Origin of the sequence: Pedobacter sp. MC2016-05, assembly GCF_026239735.1 — a bacterium.
GTDB lineage: Bacteria > Bacteroidota > Bacteroidia > Sphingobacteriales > Sphingobacteriaceae > Pedobacter.
The window spans coordinates 159,483-185,076 of sequence record NZ_JAPIVT010000002.1; the positions used below are offsets into that span (position 1 = coordinate 159,483).

General features: G+C 39.1%; 21 protein-coding genes. 12 read left to right on the forward strand and 9 right to left on the reverse strand.

The annotated features are described in order from the left end of the window. The first annotated feature begins 46 nt into the window (after positions 1-46). Positions 47-1,477: a DNA/RNA non-specific endonuclease gene (locus tag OQZ33_RS03740; protein WP_265797719.1), complete on the forward strand. Its 1,431-nt coding sequence runs from the start codon at positions 47-49 to the stop codon at positions 1,475-1,477. 300 nt (positions 1,478-1,777) lie between these two features. Here the strand turns inward: OQZ33_RS03740 and OQZ33_RS03745 are convergent, their stop codons facing one another. Next, positions 1,778-1,999 (reverse strand): hypothetical protein, encoded by a 222-nt coding sequence (locus OQZ33_RS03745; protein WP_056849651.1) that lies wholly within the window; start codon positions 1,997-1,999, stop codon positions 1,778-1,780. Between the two features lie 309 nt (positions 2,000-2,308). On the opposite strand from OQZ33_RS03745, the gene OQZ33_RS03750 reads away from it, so the two are divergent. Both OQZ33_RS03750 and OQZ33_RS03755 read left to right on the forward strand, forming a co-directional pair. Next, on the forward strand, positions 2,309-3,361 hold the full coding sequence (locus OQZ33_RS03750; protein ID WP_265797720.1) for a DUF5694 domain-containing protein: 1,053 nt from the start codon (positions 2,309-2,311) through the stop codon (positions 3,359-3,361). A gap of 101 nt (positions 3,362-3,462) precedes the next feature. After that, positions 3,463-4,800 (forward strand): TIGR00341 family protein, encoded by a 1,338-nt coding sequence (locus OQZ33_RS03755; protein ID WP_265797721.1) that lies wholly within the window; start codon positions 3,463-3,465, stop codon positions 4,798-4,800. Between the two features lie 183 nt (positions 4,801-4,983). Here OQZ33_RS03755 and OQZ33_RS03760 read toward each other — a convergent pair whose 3' ends face one another. From OQZ33_RS03760 to OQZ33_RS03780, 5 genes are all read right to left on the reverse strand, one after another. Next, positions 4,984-6,912: a TlpA family protein disulfide reductase gene (locus OQZ33_RS03760; RefSeq protein ID WP_265797722.1), complete on the reverse strand. Its 1,929-nt coding sequence runs from the start codon at positions 6,910-6,912 to the stop codon at positions 4,984-4,986. Positions 6,913-6,924: 12 nt separating this feature from the next. Beyond that, on the reverse strand, positions 6,925-8,376 hold the full coding sequence (locus tag OQZ33_RS03765) for a RagB/SusD family nutrient uptake outer membrane protein (protein ID WP_265797723.1): 1,452 nt from the start codon (positions 8,374-8,376) through the stop codon (positions 6,925-6,927). An 18-nt stretch (positions 8,377-8,394) separates the two neighbouring features. Continuing rightward, positions 8,395-11,631, reverse strand: coding sequence for a TonB-dependent receptor (locus tag OQZ33_RS03770; RefSeq protein ID WP_265797724.1), 3,237 nt, complete (start codon positions 11,629-11,631; stop codon positions 8,395-8,397). 228 nt (positions 11,632-11,859) lie between these two features. Continuing rightward, positions 11,860-12,858, reverse strand: a complete 999-nt coding sequence (locus OQZ33_RS03775; RefSeq protein WP_265797725.1) for a FecR family protein — start codon at positions 12,856-12,858, stop codon at positions 11,860-11,862. Between the two features lie 79 nt (positions 12,859-12,937). Continuing rightward, on the reverse strand, positions 12,938-13,519 hold the full coding sequence (locus OQZ33_RS03780; RefSeq protein WP_265797726.1) for an RNA polymerase sigma factor: 582 nt from the start codon (positions 13,517-13,519) through the stop codon (positions 12,938-12,940). Between the two features lie 234 nt (positions 13,520-13,753). On the opposite strand from OQZ33_RS03780, the gene OQZ33_RS03785 reads away from it, so the two are divergent. The 4 genes from OQZ33_RS03785 (at position 13,754) to OQZ33_RS03800 (ending at position 19,824) form a co-directional block, all read left to right on the forward strand. Continuing rightward, positions 13,754-14,314, forward strand: a complete 561-nt coding sequence (locus tag OQZ33_RS03785; RefSeq protein WP_265797727.1) for a sigma-70 family RNA polymerase sigma factor — start codon at positions 13,754-13,756, stop codon at positions 14,312-14,314. A gap of 63 nt (positions 14,315-14,377) precedes the next feature. Then, positions 14,378-15,373 carry a FecR family protein gene (locus tag OQZ33_RS03790; protein ID WP_265797728.1) on the forward strand — a complete coding sequence of 332 codons (996 nt, stop codon included), beginning with the start codon at positions 14,378-14,380 and terminating at the stop codon, positions 15,371-15,373. Between the two features lie 111 nt (positions 15,374-15,484). Next, a complete protein-coding gene (locus OQZ33_RS03795; protein ID WP_265797729.1) occupies positions 15,485-18,544 on the forward strand; it encodes a TonB-dependent receptor in 3,060 nt (1,019 codons plus the stop codon). Positions 18,545-18,549: 5 nt separating this feature from the next. Beyond that, positions 18,550-19,824, forward strand: a complete 1,275-nt coding sequence (locus OQZ33_RS03800) for a purple acid phosphatase family protein (RefSeq protein WP_265797730.1) — start codon at positions 18,550-18,552, stop codon at positions 19,822-19,824. Between the two features lie 78 nt (positions 19,825-19,902). Here OQZ33_RS03800 and OQZ33_RS03805 read toward each other — a convergent pair whose 3' ends face one another. Continuing rightward, positions 19,903-20,454, reverse strand: a complete 552-nt coding sequence (locus OQZ33_RS03805) for a hypothetical protein (protein ID WP_265797731.1) — start codon at positions 20,452-20,454, stop codon at positions 19,903-19,905. Between the two features lie 238 nt (positions 20,455-20,692). On the opposite strand from OQZ33_RS03805, the gene OQZ33_RS03810 reads away from it, so the two are divergent. Both OQZ33_RS03810 and OQZ33_RS03815 read left to right on the forward strand, forming a co-directional pair. Continuing rightward, on the forward strand, positions 20,693-21,115 hold the full coding sequence (locus OQZ33_RS03810) for a hypothetical protein (protein WP_265797732.1): 423 nt from the start codon (positions 20,693-20,695) through the stop codon (positions 21,113-21,115). 222 nt (positions 21,116-21,337) lie between these two features. Beyond that, positions 21,338-21,736, forward strand: coding sequence for a hypothetical protein (locus OQZ33_RS03815; RefSeq protein ID WP_265797733.1), 399 nt, complete (start codon positions 21,338-21,340; stop codon positions 21,734-21,736). 187 nt (positions 21,737-21,923) lie between these two features. Here the strand turns inward: OQZ33_RS03815 and OQZ33_RS03820 are convergent, their stop codons facing one another. Then, a complete protein-coding gene (locus OQZ33_RS03820; RefSeq protein ID WP_265797734.1) occupies positions 21,924-22,556 on the reverse strand; it encodes a TetR/AcrR family transcriptional regulator in 633 nt (210 codons plus the stop codon). A 675-nt stretch (positions 22,557-23,231) separates the two neighbouring features. Between OQZ33_RS03820 and OQZ33_RS03825 the strand changes: the two genes are divergently transcribed. From OQZ33_RS03825 to OQZ33_RS03835, 3 genes are all read left to right on the forward strand, one after another. After that, positions 23,232-23,474 carry a hypothetical protein gene (locus OQZ33_RS03825; RefSeq protein WP_265797735.1) on the forward strand — a complete coding sequence of 81 codons (243 nt, stop codon included), beginning with the start codon at positions 23,232-23,234 and terminating at the stop codon, positions 23,472-23,474. 125 nt (positions 23,475-23,599) lie between these two features. Further along, positions 23,600-24,241, forward strand: coding sequence for a DUF3667 domain-containing protein (locus tag OQZ33_RS03830; RefSeq protein ID WP_265797736.1), 642 nt, complete (start codon positions 23,600-23,602; stop codon positions 24,239-24,241). Between the two features lie 90 nt (positions 24,242-24,331). Beyond that, positions 24,332-24,583, forward strand: coding sequence for a hypothetical protein (locus OQZ33_RS03835; protein ID WP_265797737.1), 252 nt, complete (start codon positions 24,332-24,334; stop codon positions 24,581-24,583). 67 nt (positions 24,584-24,650) lie between these two features. Here the strand turns inward: OQZ33_RS03835 and OQZ33_RS03840 are convergent, their stop codons facing one another. Continuing rightward, positions 24,651-25,424: an NIPSNAP family protein gene (locus tag OQZ33_RS03840; RefSeq protein WP_265797738.1), complete on the reverse strand. Its 774-nt coding sequence runs from the start codon at positions 25,422-25,424 to the stop codon at positions 24,651-24,653. Positions 25,425-25,594: the final 170 nt, after the last annotated feature.

Consider the following 25,594-nt stretch of genomic DNA (forward strand, 5'->3'; position numbering starts at 1 on the left):
TTTTAAATGATCTTATTAACGCATCCCAATAGACATTTAAAAAACAATGAAATTTAAAAACATCCCAATCTATTCCGGATTTGTCGCAATCCTGCTGCTATCTACGTGTTCGAAAAAAACCAACATTACAGACGAACCCACCCTCCCGTCCAAACCACCGACAACCTATGCCATTACCGAAACTTTCGAATCTGGCACTAAAGGTGCCTACGCATTAGACAGTGTACAGCTCTTAACAGGGAAATGGACTATGAGTGATGCCCTGATCGGCAACCTTGCCGCCGACGCCAAAAACGGTGCAAAATCGGTGAGGTTGAGAACGGGTTACCTCTCCATGAACTTTGACATCGCAGGCGCTAAAATGATTTATGTTTCTCATGCCAAATACGGTACAGATGCCAACTCCATCTGGCAACTTTTGGCTTCAACAGACGGTGGCAAAACCTACGCCCAGCTGGGTGCAGATATTGCCGAAACCAGCACTACACTGGTAACCGATTCGTTCAAAGTGAGCACCACCGGTAAAATTCGTTTTCAGATTAAAAAAGCCGGTACCACCAGGATCAATATTGATGACATTATTTTTAAAGGCACTGGCGATCCAGGCATTACGGTAGGTGCGCCTGATACTGATCCTGCGGATAACGGAAACTCCACTACCCCAACCCCTGGAAGAGGAACACCAGAGGCTGGTGCCGATGCCCCACCTGAAGGAGGCGATAATTCCAACTTATTGTTTGGTAATCCTTCCGGCGCCCTCGCTTCAGTTGTCTCCGCAGAGAATTATCTGATTGATCAAAAATATTATGTAGAAAGTTATAGCATGAACCGCGGTATTCCGAACTGGGTAAGCTGGCATTTAGATCCAAATAACTTCAATGGAACGGCAAGCAGAAAAGATGATTTCGCTTCATACACCGGACTCCCAACAAATTGGTACCAAGTGCAAAGCAATAGCTATTCTGGCTCTGGTTTCGATAGAGGGCACAATTGCCCGAGCGGTGACCGCACCAGTTCCAGCACTGCCAACTCCGCAACTTTTTTAATGACCAACATGATCCCGCAAGCACCAAATAACAACCAGAAAACCTGGGAATCTTTTGAAAGTTACCTTCGTGGCCAGGCACTAAATGGTTATGAAGTTTATGTGATTATGGGAAGCTATGGCACCGGTGGCATTGGTTCGGCAAGCGCATCGGTAGTCAATACCATCAACAACGGAAAAGTAACTGTTCCGGCTAACGTGTGGAAAGTGGCTGTACTTTTGAAAACAGGTAATAACGATTTAAGTCGTGTAACTCCTTCAACCAGGGTAATTGCCATCAATACACCCAACATTAACAGCACCAATGCAAGCTGGAAAGATTACATTGTATCCGTAAGAGACATCGAAGCTGCTACAGGCTACAATTTGCTTTCCAACTTACCGCAAAACATCCAGGATGTAGTGGAAAAGGTGAAAGATCCGGGTAACTAGTACATAAAATTTTTTTTCTAACTGAAGAGGCTGTCTCATAAATCAGTTTATCTTTTAATCTTGTCACGTTGAGCATGTCGAAACGCCTCAAAAAGCACATTTCGCAAGCCCTTCGACAGGCTCAGGATGACATTTTTTATTTATGATACAGCCTCTTTCACTGTGAAGCCTGAATAGTGATTAATAAATACTTGCCTGATCATCCATCACTATTTGTATAAAATGATTAATATTTACCTTAAGGAATAAATAGTTGAAGCTATCCCTTCATCAGCCGATGAAAACGCTGGCTAAGACACATTACTCACTCATCATAAAATTCGCAATCCTTGCGAAGATAAGATCGTGGATGCTAGAACCGTCGACGCGGTAAAATTCACCCATTCTTTTTTGTATGTAACCTTTAAAAGATTGATTAATCATAATTCGATATAATCCTTCTTCACCTTTAACACCACTAATCACGACCACTTCACTCCCGATTTTTAATTCTTTTAACGTTGTTGCTGCCTTGAAATTCATAAGGCAAAAATTACTAAATTATTTAGCATAAAGAAAAGTGTTTATCAACATAGTTTAGAAAATAATAAACCTATAGGGGTTAGAAAGTTGGTTCACAATAAATCTCTTTGCTTCGAAATTTCTTATCTTTAACTCCACACTATGAAAAAATTAAGTTTACTGTTTCTCTTCTATTTGCTCTTAGCGCTCCGAACTATCGTTGTGCACACTCAAAAGCCTTATCGCTTGAAGATGCCATCGACCAACTGCAATGCTATCAATTCAAGTTTCTTTTTATCATTTTAACCTTTGGGCAGCAAAAATTTAAACATGAAATATGTATTAATTTTAATCCTAACATTTTCGTTCAAATCTCAAGCACAAAAACTTGAGATTTTGTTGATTGGGGTATCTCATAACTACAGCAAATATCCCAAACAGGATTTTTCAAATATCTACCTGAAAATAGAAAAATTTCAACCGGCAGCATTTTTTGGTGAATTCCTCAGTAAGGAAGATGAACAGAATGTGATGGATTATTGGTGCAAAAAAGACAACCTTAACAGGCTGAAAATACTTCGTCAAAATAGAAGCATAGATACGGCGGAGCTCCGTAAAAATATCGACAGCTTAAACGCAATTATCAAACTCAATCCGGAAGACTTTAAGTCGAGAACCGACCTAGCTCATGCATATTACCTGAACCAAGATGTAGCTAACGGCCATTACCAATATTGGAACGTACTTAACGGCCTACAACAGCCTGAAAACTCACCACTTCAGGAATATGTTAATAAGCTATTGAGCCCAGAGCAGGATACTACCGGACGAAGCATGAGGCGTTTGAAAACCTCGGAATATGCAATGATTGCATTTCCAATGATGCTAAAGTTGAAGATAACCGAGCTTAAAGCAATGGATTGTCAGGATTTTGACTTGAATTGGAATGCCTCATGGGCAGCATCTGATGCGAAGTTCAGTACATTTAGAAAGGATACTGCAAAGTTGTTCCGACAGGAATTGAAATCTTATCTGGCAGATATTAACAGAGGCTTTGAACGTTATAATGAGATAGAGAAGTCATCCCGAACGGTAACCGAATGGCTCAACACTGAAGAGGCTTCAAAAATTTCTGCATCGGGTGACTTCTATTATTCTGAAATGTACAATATGAAAGGTTTTCCGAAAGAAGAAATGCTTTCAAAAATACATTGGTGGTTGATGAGAAATCAGGGAATGTGCAATAATGTCGTCAGGCGCTCAAACGCATTGGGTGTTAAAAAAGTGGTAGTATTTGCAGGTGCAAACCATAGAAAATACATGCAGGATATTTTCAGCCGCATGCCCGGGGTAAGAGTTCAAAATATTAATGAGTTTAAATGATAAACAAGAAAATTGAATATAGCAAACACAAAATAATAACATACCTGAGATCACCCAAACGGGCGAGGATTGAAACCCTTACAATAAACAATTACGATACTATGGAAAATAAAAGTGACGATATACGAGGGGCGATAAAAATTTTCATTGCGAAACGCTTCAATTTGCACATTGATAAGGCCAATGAAAGTGAAGTGGTGGATTCGATTTCAAGGAACTCCATCTTTGTAGGTGGCCCGCTCTGGACACTTATCTTTGCGATCATTATCGCATCCGTAGGACTGAATGTGAATTCCACAGCAGTGATTATTGGTGCAATGTTGATTTCTCCGCTCATGGGTCCAATAATGGGTATAGGCCTTGGGATTGCAACTAACGATTTTGAACTGGTGAAAAAGGGAGGAAGAAACTTACTTATTGCCACTATCATTAGCATTATTACTTCAACCATATATTTTTATATTACCCCGCTACACGAGGCGCAGAGCGAACTGCTAGCCAGAACCACTCCTTCTATTTGGGATGTATTCATTGCTTTTACAGGAGGTCTTGCAGGAATTATAGCCGCCACAAGGAGAGAAAAAAGTAATGTAATACCGGGCGTAGCTATAGCAACAGCGCTGATGCCGCCACTTTGTACAGCTGGCTACGGCCTGGCAATGGGAAATTGGCTTTATTTTTTTGGTGCGCTTTATCTGTTTTTTATCAATAGTATATTTATCTGTATCTCTACTTATCTTATTGTAAGGTTTTTAAAGTTCGACAAAAAACATTTTGAAGACCCCGGGGTAGAGAAAAAAGTATCGAGATATATCCTTATCAGTGTTCTTGTCACTATCATTCCAAGCATTTATCTCGCTTATGGCATTGTCCAGAAAAGTATTTTTGAAAGCAATGCGCAGACTTTCATCCGTGAACAGTTCAATTTCAAAACAACACAAGTGATCAACCGAAACCTTCGTTACTCAAAGGGCGAAAAAGAGATAGACTTGTTGTTAATTGGCGCCGAACTTCCACAGGAGCTCGTAGATAAAATAAAAGGTAATCTTACAAACTATAAGCTGGAAGGAACGAACTTAAAAATAAGACAGGGACTTAACGCCCGGCAAGAAATTGATTTTTCACAAATAAAGGCGAGTATAATGGAAGATGTTTTTAAAAAAGAACAACAACCAGGTAAAACTGTCAAAATTGATAAATTTTCTCAGCCGTTGCCCGAGATTAGGGCCGAATTGATTCCCCTTTTTCCAGAAATCAAAAGCTACGTGCTTTCTCATGTTATAATCAACCGGTTGGATACGCCAGTCAAAGATACACTAACACTGTTTAGCGCCGAAGTATCGAAAATGCCTACAGCTACAAACCAGCTTCGCATACGTTCTTGGCTGAAAGAAAGACTGAAGGTAGATACTGTTAAAACGATATTTGAACCGAAATAAAATATACTGTTGTGATTCATTTATCATTTGATCCTTTGTCTTTTTAAATATTTATTAAAATCTATTGTAAAGTTATTTGTCTAAATAAGATTTACAATTCCATTACTGCGGTGATATCTCTCAGGTGAAACATTGGCCCATCAAAACTTATGGGCCAATGTTCATTCACGGATGATTGATAAACTATTTCCCCATGGATTTATCGTTAAGCAAAATTGAGATTTCCACGTCAAGTTTCTTTTGTAATATTTCACCTTCAAATCCGATGGTTCTAAACTGCAACTTTCCAGCCTGATCTATTACCGCAATCGTTGGTATCACCGTAAAACCTACCTTTTCGCCAATATTCTTATCGTTATTAAAGTAAACAGGAAACTGGTACTGTGGGTTTTGCTTCACCCATTTTCGGGCATCTTCAATAGAATTATTTGATCCACTGTTTACCACCATAAACATCACGTTGGGGTTATTTTTATACTTTTGATAAACGTTATGGAAGTAGGGCATTTCTTGCATGCAGGGAACACACCAAGTAGCCCAAAAATCAAGAATAACAATCTTTCCACTCATCATTTCTGGGGTAACTGGCTTGCCTTCCAGGGTTACCAATCCGGTTAATTCTGGCCCAGGTTTATTCATCATCAGCGTTTTTGTCTTCGCGGTAAGCTGAGCGATTTCAAGTTGTTCCAATTCCTGTACCTTTGCCTTAAATGCATTTTCAGCGCCATTGTGTTTTAAAAAGTATACCTTCGCATCTTTTAAAACTACTGAGTCTGTAGGGTTCTTTACCAGTAAGGTCCATAGTGTTTTGAAGGCCAGCTCATTTTCACCAAGTGCTGCAAATACACTTGAGCTGTTGATTAATGCTTCTCTTCCATCAGAGGTTTTTATTGCTTTATCTGCCAGCATTTTAGCTGAATCGGTATTTTTAAGGTGAAGATAATTTAAAGCTTTTATCGAATATAGCGCTGATTTCGCTTCCGCTACAGCTTGTTTCCTAACGCTATCAGGAACATAGGAAGGAATGTAGCCAAATTCGGGAAAGTATCTAATAATACCTACCGGCCACTCCCCGGCATTTGACAGCGCTTTATCTGCGTAGCTAATGGCTACTTCGGACGCTATTTTACTGGATGTTAGTTTTGATGAAATATTCTTAAAAGTTTCAGGCGTGTAAGGAGAGGATTTAGCATATAGTTTTGAAGCATGATAGAGCGATTTTGCTACGTTCTTTGTTGAGGCATAATATTCAAAAAGCATTTTATGAATACTTTCTGATCCTTCCTCACCAAGCTCATCGCTTTTTTTCAACAAAGCTTCTAATTTGGCCACTCTGATTTTGGGATCTTTCTCTTTTGCAATGATGTTAGCTCGAAGATCTTTTGATAGATCGGCCTCTGGAAAACGTTCCATAATCACTCTTCGAACCGAATCCAATCTGGTTTTTTCTCCGATCATCAGATAGCCCATCGTTACCAGATTAACATTTCCTGGAAGAGTAGGATTTTCTTCCAATTTAGCAGCGATAATTTCACGGGCTTGCTGCCTGAATCTTAATTTGTCTTCAGATTGCGTTGCCATTGCCATTTTTACGACAAGTTGGGCGACTTTAGCTTCATAGTTATCCGGATTATCGATAAGCTCCTGCTTTAACAAGGATAATTTGTTCGCCTGTAGATCTGGAGACTTGGGCATTTGCGCTGAAAGGCTGTAAGACTCATGTAGCAAGCTATTTTTAATCCGCTTATCGTTACCATCGTAAACGGGTAGCGTATATTGTTTATCTGCTGCTGGCTTTTGTACCTGTTCTCCACTCTGCAAATAAAATGTAGCAAATGTGGCAAACCTTCCTGCAGTAAAGCGGGCGACCCACACATTGCCTTCCCGTTTCATTGGCATTTTCCATGGAAGATCGTAAAAAGTAGAATAAGTAAAAACAAGGGTTAAGGAAGGGGCGTCAGCTGAAATCTTTGAATCTGGAAGCCCAGGCTCATAGGTAATCGTAACTAAATCTCCACGCTTTATTTTGGCAGGCTTTATCGACAAGGTTTGACCCTGCGCCTGCAAAGTTGCAGCCAACAGGATCAAAAAGGCAAAAATTGAATTTTTCATAGTAATAAGATCTTAATTATAGCCAGGATTTTGAACCATATTTGGATTGGTACGCATTGGCTCATTTGGAATTGGGAACAAAATAGCTGTTGATTTCCAGGTGGTTTTGCTTTGCGATAATACATCATCTGCACGGGTTTTACTTGCATCGCCTGATAAGCTTTTCCATCTTTTTAAATCTAACCAGCGGTGTCCCCATTCAGAAAATAGCTCTACCCTTCTTTCCTGTTCTACTTGTGCCATGGCTGCCCCTTGTGATGAGGCAGTTGTTAAAGGCGCTAAGCCTGCCCGGTCGCGGATGACGTTGAGGTCATCTTTTCCTTCGGATAATTTGTTGAGCTGAACTCTTGCCTCAGCACGGATTAAATAAGCCTCGGCAAAACGGAGTACCATAGAATATTCTGTCGCAGCAGCGCCCGCTGCACCAACCCTCACTTTATATTTGAATGGATAACGATGAACTACCGTTGGTGCGGCAGCGGTTGAATATTCTCCAACCCAGTTTGTAAAGCGTTTATCCCCGGCTTCAAATGCATTTTCTAACCCTAAAGCCCCTTTTGTAAGCCTGTAAAAAGGTGCACCTGTAGAAATCAAGGTATTGCCTTCCCAGGTATTTCTTCCTCCAAGTGTGTTCACCACCTGGAGCTGCCAAACGGCCTCGTTGCTGTTTTTCAAAAAGGATTTACTCATGTGGGCTACATTATTAGGGTCAGCATTTTTTAAAAGAGAATACTGCGAAGTAGTTGCAATTACCTCACTGGCCTCAGTTTCTGCTGATGCATTATTCCCCACATAGAGGTATACCCTTGAAAGTAAAAGTGTAGCAGCAGTTTTGTTCGGGCGGATCCGTTCACCGTTGCCAGGATAAGCCAGTATCAAGAGTTCTTTAGCTTCTTTCAGATCCTGAATAATAGCTGCATAAACTTCTGTCTTGAGCGTTCTTGCCTTACTGGTATTATTTAAAACATCAGTATTTAAAATTAACGGTACATCGCCAAAAAAGTTAACCAGATAGAAGTGGCAAAAAGCCCTGATAAACTTGGCCTCCCCTAATAACTGAGTCTTAACCGCAGGGCTTAAAGTAGTAGAAGCATTAACGCCTTCTATAACGGCATTTGCACGGTAGATAAAATTGTATGGCGACGACCACATTAAACCCACATAAGTATTACCAGGAGTAACTGCGTTATTTTTAAATTCATCAAAATTTGCAAGTGCCGAAGAATATATAAACTCATCGGCAGCCATTGCATTAGTGAAACTGGTAAGTACGTTGGCAAACTGATAATTGAAAGCATTCATATCACTGTAGATTCCAACCATAGCTGATGTTGCGGTGGCATCGGTAGTAAAAACACTACCGGTGACCAACTGATCTTTTGGATCTTCTATGTCAACATATTTTTTGCAGGATGAAGCTGAACTCAGAACTGCAATGAACAAAATATAATAGATAATTTTCATTTGATTTGAATTTAAGGGTTAGAATGATACCTGTAAACCTGCTGTATAGATACTTAACGGTGGAAGCGAGTAGCCTTTTGTCTCAGGATCAAATCCATCATATCCGGTAATCGTAAATAAATTCTGAGCCTGAAGATATAGGCTAATGTTATTAAACTTCCAGCTTTTCAGCATCTCTGAGAAATTGTATTTGAGCGAAACATTCTTCAATCTAATAAACGAAGCATCTACCCAGTTTGCATTCGAAAGGCGATAGTTATTCTGGTATGCGGTGTAAATAGCTTTACCTGCGGTTGCACTTGCTCCCGGCACCGAAGTCTGGTTCCCAGGGGTCGTCCACCGGTCTAAAGCACTAATATCTTTGTTTCTTAGCGGATAACCATTGGAATAGCTCAGATAACCATAATTTAAACCAGGCCCTTCCTGTTTTATGAACTGAACAAAAAACTCAAAGCTGAAATGCTTGTAAGTAAAACTGTTTTGCATACCACCATAAAATTTCGGCATACTGTTTCCAATCACAACCAAATCTGCAGGATCTGAGATGGCCTTATCTCCATTCAAATCGCGGAATTCGGGGACTCCTGTGGCAGCATTAACAGCCAGAAAATCAAACCCCTTTACAATGGCAATAGGTTGCCCGATAACGAAACGGTTGGCATTTGCCGAGTTTACCAGATTTGGATATTCCAGCAATTTAGTACGGGCGAAAGTGATGTTAAATGAGCTATTCCATGAAAAATGCTCCTTTCGTATATTAACGGAACTCAGTTCAATCTCAAGTCCTTTATTTTCTACCAAAGCGGGAAGATTCGCCTGGTATTGCGTAAACCCAGATTGAGAAGAAAGCGTACTTCCAATCAATTGATTATTAGATCGGTTTCTATAAAAGTTTGTTGTTAAAAGTAATCTTTCATTAAGAAATCCTAGATCCAGGCCTGCCTCAAGCTTTCTGTTTACTTCCCAACTGTAATCCGGATTTGGAAAACGGCTTGGCGTTATACCACCTATTCCACCATAAGGGTAGCTGGTAGGCGACCAGCTGTCGAGAAACTGATAATCTCCGATTTGATCATTCCCTACGGTTCCGAAGCTCCCTCTAATTTTACCAAAGCTTAAAAACGAAACGTTATCCTTAATAAAGGATTCATTGCTAAACAACCAGGCAGCCCCTAAAGCACCAAAATTCCCAAATCGGTTATTAGGACCGAACTTTGAAGAACCATCTCTACGAAATGTTCCATTAACAATATATTTCTCGTCCCAATTATAAGTTAAACGACTGAAAATTGATGTATAGCGGTATTTGGTATAGCTGTAAGTTCGGGGCGTTATTAGCGTTGCCGCTTTGATATTATCGAGCTGCTGATCACTTACGTAACCACTCCCCACAAGCGATTGTGTTTCCCTCAAGCTATGCTGCCAGGTTCCTCCAACTAAGGCAGAGAGTTTGCCTTTACCCAAGTTTAAATTATAATTCAATTGCGGTTCTACAATATAGGAATTGAGCTTTCCATCGCCATAATTTGCTGAACTGCCACTATAAGTTAGCGGATTAAAGCCCAGCTTCGGAAAAGTTTGTGTTTGATCCATGTTCATCTTATTAAAACCTGCACTAATTTTTGCATTCAGGCCTTTTATAAGTTCATAGCTCAATGTAGTATTCCCAAAAATATTAGTGGTATTGGTAATATTGGTCCGCTCGAAATAGGCCATAGGATTTTGTTCATTTCCAACCCAGTAATAATTTCCTTGTAGATCGTAAATAGGAAAATTAGGCGCCAAATTGAAGAAACTTGTCACATCGCTCGGTAAATTATTGTTTTCATCCAGTGTATATTTCAAAGAACTTGTAAACTGAAACTTTTTATCCAGTGAGCTATGGTTCAATGAAAGGTTTAAAGCTCCCCTTTTATAACCAAGATCACCAGGAAGGACTGTTTTTTCATCTCTGAAAGTTCCGCTAATCAAATAATTTGTTTGCTGATCGCCCCCTCTAAAACCTAATTGTAATTCGGTTAAGTTTGCTGATTCTCCGATTAATTGATCTTGCCAGTTTTGATCCAAATTCTGATCCCAAAGCAGTAAATCCGGCGCCTGGGTTTCAGTTGGAGTAACCGCGTCATTAGCGTAAGCTTCACGTCTCATTTTGAGATACTCAGCGCCATTAAGCATTTTTACCCTTTTATTAATCGAAGAAACACCGGTATATACATTTGCATTAAATTCAGGCTTACCAGACCTTCCTCGCTTTGTGGTAATCAGTATCACGCCGTTAGCACCTCGAGACCCATAAATAGCAGTTGCATCTGCATCCTTTAAGATATCAATCTGTTCAATATCGGCCGGGTTAATACTACTTAAAGGACTTTGAGTGCCATTGGCAGCGTTTAGGGTCGATAAGGTTTCTGAGATAAACGGTACACCATCAACGATGTAAAGTGGATCATTCCCAGAGGATATAGAATTTTGGCCTCTTAGTCTTACGGTATAACCTGAACCCGGATAACCCGTTATCGCTGAAATATCAAGTCCGGCAACTCTGCCCTGCAGGGCAGCTAATGGGTCAGTAACCGGTTGATTGGCAATCTGTGCCGCAGTTACAGAGGTCACTGATCCAGTGTTTGCCCTTTTTGTTGTGGTACCATAACCAATAACTACAACTGCATCCAGTGTTCCAACATCAGGTTTTAAGGTAACAACAATTGCTTTCCCGCTAATTACCTGAATCTCCGAACTTGCATATCCTATATAGCTGAATACCAAAACATCATCATTGGAAGCCTGAATCCTAAAGGCTCCATTCCCATCAGTAATGGTTTGTATGGGCTTACCCTTAACCTTTACCGAAACGCCTGGCATCTCTACTCCTTTTTCATCTTTAACAACGCCCAATACTTCTATTCTGGAAGTGATATCTTCCTTTTGAGCGATATTGGGTCTGGAAATAATAATGCTATTGTTAACTACTTTATATTGCAGGCCATTATATTCAAATAGTTCATCAAGTAGTTGTTTGATCGATCTGGTTTTTGCTTTCAAAACCGGCACATTTAACCCTGCAATTACCTCTTTACGGTAGGCGAAACGAAAATCAGTTTGTGCCTCAATGGTGGAAAATGCGTCCTTTATGCTTGCTGAAGGAAAGCCCGAGGAAATTTTAACTTCCTGGAGATCTTGCGCTAGGACAGGCGTTGCAAATAAGCTCCCAACAGTCAAAATGGAAATCAGTATTAACACTGCATTTACTTTCATAAAAAATCTCAGTTTTTTAATAATAGGTTGGTAATAAGTCAATAGTGGTTGACTTGCAAAAGGTGTATATTTATAATACATTGCAAAAGTTTTAAGTTGTGGTTTGATATAATTTAGAACATTTGTAAGCCCCGGTAGCCGCCGGGGTTTACTGCTTATCATAAACTAATCTAGGTTGGGGTTAAATTTTTCTTCATTTACTTGTTTGGTTGGTTTAATAGTTGATAATTAATTCTCGCAGCCAGCGCCGTCTATAGTAAGCAGGTTTCCTTTCAAGCTGAAAGTTGCGCCTGTTATATTCGATAATACATCTGTAACTTGGCTAAGATCATTACGATTAAGGAAAGCCGCTGTAAACTGGCATCTCTTAACCTTTTCGTTTTTAAATAATACGGTAACTTTAAATCGGCTTGCAAGCATTCCTGCGGCCTGCTCAAGTGTAATATCGTCCATAATCAAATCTTTCAACTTCCAACTGACCACCTTTTGCGCATCGATACGAGTCTTGGCCGCAGTAAGTTTAGTTGTACTCCAGATCAATTGTTGGTTAGGCGTAAGAACTGCCAGTGTTTTGCTCTCATTTCGCACCATCACCTTGCCACGGGCAACGGTTACAGTGATGGCCTTAGCATCTGGATATGCTGATATATTAAATGCTGTACCTAAAACTTTGGTTGTAATTGCGCCGGTATGAATTAAGAATGGATGTGCCTCGTCATGAGCTACATCGAAAAATGCCTCACCAATCAATGTGACTTCTCTGCTGTTTTTTCCTTCAAAGCTGCCACTGTATTCAAGAGTGCTGTTTGTGTTTAGATGCACCGATGTACCATCAGGCAACTTTAGCCATTTGCGCCCACTTGGTTTTGTTTCAGCAACTTTAGCACTTTGTTGTTCAGTTTTCTTATTACCGATATTCAACCGCTGGAAGGTTTGATAACTGATAAAAGAAACGAGTAGCATTGCCGCAGCATAACTAATCCATTTGAATAAATAAGGCTTCTTTTGGTTAATACGAGATTTTATTCTCCGATAAAGTTCCTCTTCATTTTGAAGCTCAATTCCCGTTGCATTATTTTCAAAACCAGCCTCTAATTCTTTTAATGCTGCCTGCCATTCCTGCTCATATTCATCTGAGGCCGATAAAGCTAGTACCCTATCTATCTCCTGCCATGTAGCACGGTTTTGCAAATACTTTAGAAAAAGCTCCTTGATCGAATGTTCCAATTTGTTTGTGTTTAATAGTATAACACCTAACAAGCTTGGTACATTTACTCTTGATGAAAATAAATTATTTGAAAAGAAATTATGACTTAAATACCAGCAGTAAAAGCAGGGCACCGTTCCGGAGCAGATAGGTTTTTATCGATTTAATTGCCTTCACCATCTGACTATTAATGGTACTATCCGAAATGCCAAGTTTTCCTGCTGCTTGTTTATAGGAAAAGCCCTCAATATGACAGAGCTGATAAATCCGCTTACGCTGAGGCGGCAAGGCCGAAATGGCATGATCCAGAAACTCCTTAGTCTGTTTACGCTGGGTATATGCCAATCCATCTTCACATGTATCGTATGCATGACTGGCAATTTCATCGGTAAGCCATTGTTCTCTTCCAGCTTTACGTATAACATTCAGAGCAAGGTTACGGGCAATGGTATAAAGGAAGGCATTGAGAGATGTATCGTCTTCAAGCGTGGGAGCGCTCTTCCAGAGTTTTACAAAAACCTCCTGAACAACATCCTCTGCAACTACCGGCGATTTGAGAATGTTCAAGGTGAAAGCGTATATTTTTTTCACATAGAGCTTGTAGATTGCTGAAAAGGCTTCCTCATTGCCCTGCTTCAAAGCAATCAACAATTCTTCCTCCGTCGCCTTAACTACATGCATAGTCTACAAAATTAATAGAATAAAATTAAATTCATAAAATATCTCCTTCGTATTAAACAACTTAAAAGAAAAACCCTATCGCTAGATATAAGAACAAATTTGATATCTGAATAGGAGTTTTAAGTAAATAAATAACAATTTCCACATTTCAATCAATTAAAAAAGCCAAACAGATAACATTGCATTAATATCCTGGTAATACGTCGCAGGCATCTTTGTACCGACAAGCACCTGGTGGAAAATTCTTTAAAAAATTGGCACATAAAGCACCAGAACAATCATTCTGGTGACTTAGTAATGCTCTATAAACGCTGGTCGATCTTGCTTCGCGGTTACGCCGAATACTATCTCAACGATTCCGAAGAAGCCAGCAGCATTGTCAACGATGTGTTTTTACAACTCAGTAGCCAGAAAAACGATATCGAAAATATAAAGGGCTATCTGTTTAAGGCGGTAAAAAACGCCGCACTCAATCAAATCTCCAGCAATAAAAGAAAAAAAATTCAATACCTCGAGAGCCAGGATTTAGCGGTTCTTTCTGATCTTTCGCAACCCGCAGTATTTCCACCTTCAGAATCTGCACAAATGAACTTTCTACAAGAAACCATTTCGCAGTTACCACAAAAGCGTCAACTGGTTTTTCGGATGCACAGGATAGAGGGTTTTAGTTACGCAGAAATTGCAGAACTCCTGCAGATTTCGCACCGTACCGTAGAGGATCATCTGGCAAAGAGCATGAAATTTATCCACGAGCATGCTAAACATTTTTTTAACGAACAGTTAACAGAAGCTTAATCTAGCCAGCCCGTATTTTCTGCTTTCAAATCTGTCCTTCATCATGAGCACCTACAAACGACCATGAAAGACGAAATTTGGAATAACATCATCAAAAGATTTACAGATACAGAAACGATTAATTCCCGGCAGGCATTAAATAGCTGGCTTGAAGAAGATCCTGAACACCAAAATACCTTTAACGAAGCGGAAAAAATCTGGAAAATGAGTGGGCAACTCATGCCAGAAGAGAGTGAAGCACTAACTCAATTTGAGTCGAAACATTCCAGCACAGCTCCGAAATTAACATCACGTTCTTTTTGGCAATATGGTTTGGCAGCTGCCAGCATTGGTGCCTTATTGGTGATAGGAAGCTTGTTCTACAAAAAAAGTATTATTCCACAAACCTCAACATACATTACTCAAACCGCAGCGGCAGGAAAGCTATTGGAAATTAATCTTCCAGACGGATCAAAGGTAAATCTAAATGCGGGTAGCTCGATTCGGTACAAGAAAGATATGTTAAAAGATTCTACAAGGATTATTCAGCTATCTGGCGAGGCTTTCTTTGATGTGAAACATCAACCAACCAAACCTTTTGTGGTAGAAAGCCGTAAAATTAAAACGGTTGTATATGGCACAAGTTTCAACATTAGGGCATACCAAAATGAAAAGCAGATACAAATCGGGGTAAAAACAGGTAAAGTCGGCGTATTGAAGAGCGTCTCGCCAACTTCTGCTCCTATCTTTCTCCTACCTGATCATCAGATTTCTTTCGACAACCAAACGGGACAATTTGCTGCGATAACAAATAATCACGATGTAGATGCTTGGCGAAGTGGTAGGCTTATTTTCGATCAAACCCCAGTAATGGAGGCATTGGAAACCATAGCCAGAAGGTTCAATGTAAACTTTGACACCAAAGGTTATCAACAAAGTTCTTGTAAGCTCAATGCTACATTCGAGAATAAAGATTTAAAAACAATTCTCAAAACGATACAAACTGTAATGAACATCAATATCAAACAAATCGATAAAACTATTTATGTAAAAGGAGGAAACGCATGTAACGGAAACTAAAAAGCCGATCCCAAGATAGGAAACGGCCTTAATAGGATCGATCAATGGCCACGAACCGTCGATTGATCTGGAAATATGAATAAATACGAACATTTAAACACACCCAAATTTATGAAAAATTTTAATGGGGCTAGCCGCTCTGTGAAAATAATTATGCGAATAAGCTTGATTTACGCTTTTACCTCTATCCTCTTTATCAACCTGTTACAGGCTTCTTCGGCCAATGGACAAACCGGATTGGATAGAAAAATAAACCTTGAACTGAAAAACGTTTCATTAAAAGTTGCCTTTAAAGAAATTGAGCATAAAACAGGCGTAAGCTTTGTTTACGTTAATTCTGCTATTACCGAAAACAGAGTAACTGTTAGCGATCGCCAGAAAACTGCCAGAAAAATTCTTGAATCACTACTGCAAAAAAATTCACTAATCATGATTGAAGAAAATGGATTGGTGATGATTAAAAGCAAACCTCAAATGCGGAAGATTGCAAAACCCGGATCTATTGTGGGTTATATTAAGGATAAGGAGAACGATAAAACTCTACCTTATGCAACTGTGGTATTAAAAGGCGCCAACAGAAAATTTATCACCGATGTAAATGGTTATTTTATTATCGACAATGTACCGGTAGGTAAAGCAGTGCTGGCCGTAAATTATATTGGCTATTCGCCAAGTGAATATACGGTAAGTATTGAAGATGGAAAAATCACCAACGTTGAGCTAAAAATTTCGGGATTGAATAACGAGATGAAAGGCATCACCATCAATGGAATCAGACGTGGAGAGGCGGTTGCATTAAGTAGCATGCGAAATGCAGATAACATTAAATATGTACTTTCTGAAGAACAAATTGAACGTTTTCCGGATGCAACAGTTGGCGAGGCGATGCAAAGAGTTCCTGGAATTGCCATGGATTACAGTTACGGATTACCACGCAACATCATCATCCGAGGACTTGATCAATCTATGGGGTCGGTAACGCTGAATGGCAACAGATTGCCTTCCACTTCTACAAGTTCCAGAGAAATAGATTTAAATGGAATTTTGTCTTCTACGGTAGAAGCCATTGAAGTAAACAAAACGCTTACCCCAGATATGGATGCTGACGGTACATCAGGCTCGGTAAATATTATTTCTAAAACACCAAAACAGGGTCAGGAACAACTTCAGGTAAAAGGTTCATTCGGTCATAATTTCTTGTTAGATAAGCAAAACATCGATGGTTCCATCACCTACGGAAAGCGAAATAATAAATGGGCATACCTTGCCGGGGTTAATTACAGCAAGAGCTTTAGAGGCGAAGATCGCGTTCAAAAAGATTATGATACTTATGAAATTAATGGACAGGAAAAGGTTTTGTTATCTAATTTAGAACTTGAAGGTTCTGATTTAAGACGTGAAAACCTGGGTTTGCAAGCAGAGCTCGATTTTTTCCCTACGGAGAAAAGCCAGATTTACCTGCGAGGATCTTTCAATAAGTTTTATGAACTTCAAACCAGAGGGACGAAAAGTTACAGCATTGGCGATTACACCGATATTAACCATGTAACTGGCGTAAATATTGGTTCGAGTGGTTCGCCGAGAAATTACAACCGCGATTTGACCAGTTTCTCATTAGGCTATAAAACCGATTTCAACAACTGGAAAGCGAACGTAGACTTTACTTACTCCACCGGTTTATACGATCAACCGCTATATTTTGATGGTTATTTCAGCAATACAGGTCTTTCAGCTGCGTTGGATGTATCAAATCCTAGAGCCCCTCAGTTTGATTTTGGAAATGTAGATGCCAACAATGCCGCAAATTATAAAACAAACTATTACACCAACCGACATCAGATTGCCCATGACAAGGATGGTCAGGCATCTGCAAACTTGCAACGCACTTTCGATTTGAGTGAAAAAAATAAATTGATGGTCAAGTTTGGAGGACGCTACAAGTATAAAGAAGACGACCACACCAGAGATTATTATCAATATACTTTAAAAACAGGGACACTATCGCTTTCCAACTTCCTCGGAAACTATGAGCGTGAAAAATATTTCGATGGCAATTACAACCTTTCGGGAGCAATTGCTGATGGTTATCTGGTAGAAGAATATTACCAAAACAACAAATCACTTTTTGTAGATAACACGACCTATATCCGTCAAAACACCGACCCAGATACTTACAATGGTAGCGAAACATTGGCCGCGGGTTACGGGATGGGAAAGCTAACCTTAAACAAGTTTGATATTATTGGTGGTTTGCGTTACGAACGGACTGGTTTCAATTACAATGGAAATATCGTAAATTTTGATAACACCGGTAATTATTTGAGTACCAATAAGGTGAACACCAAATCATCTTTTGCTGGATTTTTCCCGAGTTTAAATCTAAAATATGCTTTGGATTCGAGAACCAATTTTAGGGCTGCAGTAACCAGATCACTTTCCCGTCCTGGTTATTACGATCTTGTACCTTGGCAGGAAGTGGAACCTCGAAGAAAACGGATGAAAATCGGTAATCCGAATCTTGATCAAGCGACATCCACAAATGTTGATTTCTTATTTGAGCATTATCTAAAATCCCTAGGTCTAATTTCGGGTGGTGTATTTTACAAAAACATAGAAAACTATATTTTCGAAAGTATTTACACCCAGGTTGGCGGACAGTTTAACGGCTATCAGGTAACACAAACTGTTAATGGCGCTAATGCGCATGTTTACGGCTATGAAATTGCCTGGCAGCAACAGCTTACCTTTTTACCGGGTTTCTTAAATGGCTTTGGTATCTACGGTAACTTTACTCAAATTCAATCTAAGTTTACTGTTCCTGGAATAGTTAGCGAAAGAACGGTTAGACTCCCATCTATGCGCCCGAAGGTTGGAAACGCTTCTTTGTCTTATGAGAAATATGGTTTCTCTGGTCGTATTTCTGTGAATTTCTACGATACTTTTATCTCCGAACTGGCAGAGGTGCAAGCAAATGATTTGATGGAAAAAGGCAGAGTACAGTTAGACTTTTCAGCATCACAAAAGATCAGCAAAAAGTTCTCCATCTTCATGGGAATCAGCAACATCAATAACGCCCAAATCATACTCGATTATGGTGATGGACGCCCGAACGACCACAAATATTATTCATCATGGGCCAACCTAGGCTTCAAATACACTCCTTTCCAATAATGAAAATGAAAAAAATTCTCTTATCCATAAGCCTTTTACTCTCTGCCGTTATTTACAACCAGGTAAAGGCGCAAAATTTTAACGCAGGCTCTTTTCCCGATCGAATCATCCTCACCTGGTCTGGCGATCCTAAAACCACTCAGTCGGTTACCTGGAGAACAGATAGCACGGTAAGTGTAGGCTACGGGCAGATTTTGCTGGAAAGCAGTTCGCCAAAATTAGAAAAGCCGGATGCGAAGGAATATCAAGCAGTCACTTCCACTTTAAAAGGCATAGAATACCAATCGGCAAATTATCACAGCATCACTTTTAGCGATTTGCAACCAGATCGTTTATACACCTATCGGGTTGGAGATGGTAAAAATTGGAGTGAATGGTTTCAGTTTAAAACTGCACCAGCTACAGACAAGCCCTTTTCTTTTATTTACCTTGGAGATGCACAGAACGATATCCGTTCAAAATGGCCGAGAGTAATTAGAAAGGCCTTTGCCACACATGGTGATGCCCGTTTTATTGTTCATGCCGGAGATTTGATCAACAGATCAAACAACGATAATGAATGGGGCGAGTGGCACTTTGGTGGAGGTTTTATCAATGGAATGATTCCGAGTATTCCATCATCGGGAAACCACGAATATTTTAGAGATGAGCACCGTACATTAACTTTAGATCCGCATTGGCGGGCACAATACACACTGCCAGAAAACGGTCCTGCGCAGTTAAAAGAATCGGTGTATTATATTGATTATTCGAATGTGAGGGTAATCTCGCTCAATTCACAAATGATTGTGCTGGATTCTACCTCATTAAAATTGCAAGCAAAGTGGCTTGAGGAAGTCTTGAAAAACAATCCCAAAAAATGGACTATGATTACTTATCACCACCCAATTTATTCTACGGCAAAAGGGCGAGATAATAAGGAATTCAGAGAATTGTTTAAGCCGCTCTTTGATAAATACCATGTCGATTTATTGTTGCAAGGACATGATCATACCTATAGTCGTGGTCAAAACCTGCCTTTCGGAACTTCGGGCAAAGTAGGCGGACCGATGTATGTGGTTTCAGTAGCTGGACCTAAGATGTACAAGGTGGATGTTAACCCAAAATGGATGGATGTTTTTGCAGAAGATACGCAGCTCTTCCAAATCATTTCTGTAAATGGTGACGATTTGAACTATACGGCTTACAAAGCATCTGGAGAAGTGTTTGATCAGTTTAAGCTGAAAAAAACTTCTAAAAACAAAGCAGCGGAATTTACAGATCTGAGAAAGAACAAATAATAAATAAACTAAATAAAAATGGCCCGGATCTTCATCTGTGGCCATTTTTAAATTTGACTGGAGCGTTGTAATGTTGCGTTATTTAATTTGAACACCGTTAATACGAAGCTTCGTCCAGGTTCCTGAAAACCCCTGCCCCTTAATATAACTGACCAAAAAGGGATGTCCTTTCAAATTCGGATGATAAATGGAATCGAATGAAAAGCGCATTTCGGAATCTGTTTTTTCGGTAACGGTAACTTGTTGGTCGGTATCAGTACCCGATCCTATGGTAAAAAACACATCCCCAATTTTTGCATTGAAGTCGGCCCGTATAACCCTTAAGTCTGGATATTTTGGATCACTAGCGATAAGTTTACCTTGCTCATCAATACGCAAATAAGAAATGCTGATCCCATCTCCTCCAATTAAGGAGAAAAATTTGTAGAACAGCTTCCCATTGATTAGCGTGCTATCTTGAATTTCCGTGTAGTTTTCTTTGTTGGCATACCAAAGGTTTCCCACCTGCATTGGAAGAAAAGAATCTACTGGTTTGGTCTGAATGAAACCACGATCTTTTTTACAACTGAGAAAAATAGTTGAAACGAAGATCAATAATAAAAGACTGTTTTTTAGAGCGATATTTTTCATTGTTTTTTGGTTTGGTATTTTATCATCAAAACGAGAACAGATGTGTTTATGCTACACCTAAATAAATAAATATTTCATTGATTTTGCAGGGCTAGCAGAATCTTCAGATTGTATCATTTCTAAATCTTCATTTATATAGATCGAGTATTAAAAATGCATCCATGAAACCGTCGATCAAAGAAAAAATGATCCAAACCAAATCCAGTTATTGCTGTTCAGCTAACACCAATATTATCTTATGAAACAACCGATACAATACGCATTACTTTTCCTTATACTGATTACGCTATTCACCTCATGCAAAAAAAGAAGCCGTGAGGATCTCCCCGATTCTGCACCATTTGACATCTATGCCGCAGGAAGAGAGGGCTATGTGGCTAAATACTGGAAAAACGGCAATGCCATAACTTTGGGAAGAGGCTCAGGCTCATCTGATGCAAATGCAATGGTGGTATCCGGATCGGATGTGCATATAGCAGGATACGAAATTAATGCAGCTGGAAAATATGTATCAAAATACTGGAAAAATGGAACAGCAATATCACTCACCGATGGCACTAGAGACGCTTATGCCAATGATATTTTTATACAAGGAAACGATGTCTACATTGCCGGTCAGGAAATCGCCAATGGGCGAACAACCTATCAGGCCAAATACTGAAGAATGGAACGCCGGTAGTGCTTACCGAGGAAAACCTAACAGGCTATTGCATAGGATATTACCATTGTAGGCTGTGACGTTTATGTGATAGGCGAAAGACGAAATCTTGATTGGCTGACTCCCATTACCTGCTACTGGAAGAACGGACAATTAATCGATCTTTCTGATCGAACAAGAACAGCCGGCGATCAGGCCTTAACACGATCTGGGAACGATCTTTATATGGCATGGTCTGAAAGCTATAATAGTTCAGGGCAGTCTCAAACTCGCTACAGCAAAAACCTGGGGGCACCAGTTCTTATCAATGATGGTTCTGCCGATGTAAGAGGTACTGCTATTGCAGTGAGTGGAAGTGATGTTTACATTGCTGGCTCAGCTATCGGGAGTAATGCCATAGTTGCCAAATACTGGAAAAACGGGGTGCCAGTTGCGCTGTCTAATGGTCCTCAAAGTGCCTTTGGTCAATCGATAGCCGTGGTAGGATCAGATGTTTACGTCGCTGGTTACAGTGATGCTGGAGCATCCGGAACTGCACAATATTGGAAAAACGGCAGTGTGGTCACGCTGATCAATGGAAACCAGGCTGCCCTTATCCGAAAGATTGTGGTTGTAAAAAAATAAACTTGGCAGTAAGGCCAAGCGATTCAAAAATAAAATTGTCTTAAGTAATAAAATCTTAAAAAGGTCAAAAGCAATCATTGACTTCACAAATAATAATGTTTAGCCAAAATCCACTCATTATTCTACTCCCCTATTCTTAAGGATTGAAATGTAACGTTACTTCATATTCGGTTTGATTAGCAACGGATCAAGTGTATGCAAGCTCGATAATTGTTTTGAGGGTTTTTTTAATCTCTTCCTGACCGGATGGCTCTTGAAGGTTGATACCACAAAAAGGATTTTCCTGCATATTACTATGAAGTGTAAGATAATACACTCCACCCATTAATATCGCATAAATTGCCCGGAAATTCTTATGGCTATCACTGAAGGTTTTATCGAAGATCTCACGCAGCAGCTGATCACCAATATTCTCTCGCTTTGAGTCTAATTCCTTTAAAACAGATGACTTTTCGCTTAGCCCCCAGGTAATGATCCGTCTCATTTCCTCGCTACTCATTAGGCTATTGAACTGGTTTTCCAGAACCTGATAGGCAAATGCTTTCCCATCATCTACTTTACTTTCTTCAACAATCTCACTAATTTCCTCCGGACTAATTTTCCAATAGTCCTTATTATTGAGGTATTCTTTCACCAAACCCTCCAATCCACCGAAATAATCATAAATCAATCTTCTGTCCACCTTTGCCTTCTCCGCAACCCTACTAATGCTCACTCCCGAAAAACCATCCCTTTTCAAAATTTCTCCAAGCGCATCGACCAAATTTTTCTTGGTACGTTCCTTGTTCCTGACTGGGCCATCCGTTACTTTTCTTGCCATTTGAATAAACTTTGCTGCAATTTGCATTTTTTTCGTGGCACCGTCAAAGCTTCTACCTATAAAACGAAAGGCTGTTTCATTTCTGTCTAATGATAATCTAAAGCTTAAAAGCTGAGTATTTGTTGAACCAAACTAAAAAGATCACGAGAATAAATTATTGGCTTTGTTTAACGATAGATTATGCCTCACCAGTTTTTGTTCACCGTATTCAGCCCTATCTTCCTTTGAAAAATTGTTACCTGTTTAAGATTTTAGCAAACGTAAAATAAATTTAACTCTCAATGTTGAGATATAATAATATTTTGATAAATTTGAAGCAGGCATCGGGAAATTAAATAACTAGAAGAAGCTACAATTTTTACATAATTCGTAAAGGCATCACCTACTATTGAAACCCATTTTTCCAGTTTTGAATAATGTTAGCTTTGGTACTGAATGAAATTTTCTCGGATGGCTAAATTTGGTTACATTTTACGATGAAACGATTAAGATTTGAAGAATAGCATGCTGACAGATAAGAATTACATCGCCCGTTAACGGATGATGTGACGTTAAAAACGGAAACACTAACCATGTTGCTTTAACCGAAAAATTATGTTGCTCCTTCGCTAACGCACCAGAAGGAGCAGGATAAAATGTTTAGAAATTTAAGCTTTTAACAATACATATAAACGAATGAAAACTGAAGTCTCAGATCAAAGTATCGAATCATTAAAAAAACAGCGAAACCTGATGAAAGGCGTCGCGATAGGATATGCGCTGATAATGGCTGTTGCCATAAGCTTAGCTTTGTATTTAACCTTTACCAAACATAATGCATATTTACTGGCTATCGTTCCAGTTTGCCTGCTCGTGATGATCCCTATATTGATGAGAGTTAATCAACTTAATGCTGCTATAAAAAACAGAAATAATTGACAGTGGAAGGCTCAAAACATCTAGATCTACATTCCTGCTTAAATTGTCAGTCGGAAACCTCCGGGACTTACTGCGCAAATTGTGGGCAAAAAGCAAGCACTCATCGCTACTCTTTAATTCATTTCATGGAACACGATCTTATTCACGGTGTTTGGCATGTTGATAAAGGAGTCTTATTTACACTAAAAGAGCTGATTTTAAGACCGGGTGATAGCGTTAGGGAATTTATTCAGGGAAAAAGGGTGAGGTTTTTTAGTTTTGTTACCCTGATTATTCTTTTACTGGCCATTTCGAGTTTACTATCGCCATATGTAAAAATCCATTTATCAGACATCATGCCATTGAACAGTAAGCAGACAATGAGTACCTATGAGGGTTTCGCCACCAAATATCCAAAGGTGATTATTTTGATATTGATCCCCCTTTACTCTTTATTTAGCTATTTCTGGTTCAAAAAGGCTAAACTTAATTATAGCGAACACCTGGTCTTGAATTCTTACAAGACGGCAGTAGAACTTATTCTTGCTTTAATATTTACAGTAGTTACGATTTTTTACACGCATATCCCTACGCTATTATTCTTCTATTATTTATTTGTAGCGGTAGGCGGCTTCCTTTACAGTATTTGGTTTTATAACCAGTTTTTTACCGGGTATGGCTATTCAAGGAGATCAAAACTGTTAAGAGCAATAATGATCCCTGTCTCTTATTTAATTATTTCGGTGTTGGTAGGCTTTTCAATGGCGCTGTTCAAACTGATTAATTAAAATATTTCAATTGCCTTCAAATTCTAATCGAGTGGTTCAATCAAACAGGAAATTTTAAACGGTGTAATTTACAATATCAAATTTAACCTTATGAATACGATACAGGAAATCAAGCAGCTATCTGACCAAGAGCTACTTAAAAGACATCAGACAGCAAAATCAAGTTTAATTATTACCTGTATACTTATTGGTGCTTTGGTGGGTGTTGCAATCTATAGTTCACTAAAAAACGGGCTTGGCTTTTTTACTTTTTTCCCTTTATTTTTTGTGTTCCTGATTATTAATGGCCAAAAAACCAGCAAAGCTATTGCCGCAGAAATTAAAAATAGAGGGTTAACTTAAGAATTTCTTCTTAGAACTACTAACATCAGCCTTTGCCATCTCATAAAAGAGGGAAAAGCCTGTCTGTTTAAAAATCAGAATAATCTGCTGGATATAAAAATAAGGTGACATTTTTGGACACATTATGCTGATACTGAGGCAAACCGCTGATCTTTTTATATTCAGGACCAAAAGCTGCCCAATGGCTATCTCTATCGACCTTATTATTAAAAGTTGTCAAATACATTAAATTAGGCATTTTACCACCTGAAATCACCTGCCCATAAAAAACAGCATTGAAATTCAACTTTGAAAAAATTGCGACTTCATAATCGTTGAACATCTCAATTTTGTTGCGGGAAAGATTTTCCGTTGCCGCTTCGTAACTTCTTAATTCATAAACCCGTTCATTTTTAGGTGTAGTGAGTTTTGGAAGCGAATATTCTGGCATCGAAGCAAAAGCCTTCAAAATGATTGATTCTATACGGGTATACGGCGGTTCATTATATGACGCATTTAAATAAGGGCTTCCTTTTTCAGCAAACGCTTTGTCCTTGCCAACCGCCGTATTGATTCTATCCAGATCCGTCAGTTTTTTAAGCGGTATAAAAACGTAAATCAGCCTATCTGAAGTATCTTTGGCAATCGGCTTAAAAACACCAATATCCTTAATGCCTTTGGTGTGCAAAGCGGGCAAAAACGCAGTTTTTAAATATTCATCAATGACTTTCTCCTGCTGATCAGTTTTAAAATGATATACTTTAATCTGATAATAAAATGACTGCTTTACGGCATAAACATGAGCTGATAAAGCAATGAAAGCAACAGTTGAAAAAAGGATTCTTTTGAGGAAGGATTTCACGATATGATCTGATTTAAATTAACATCTACAACTTTATAAATAAGATTTTGTTTAGTCCAAATTTACGATAATCCTTGTTTGAAAATCATCTATTTCAAAAATGGTGGTGCACCATCATAATCTAATACTGACATAAAATAAGTTGACTATCACTATCAATTATATTTAAG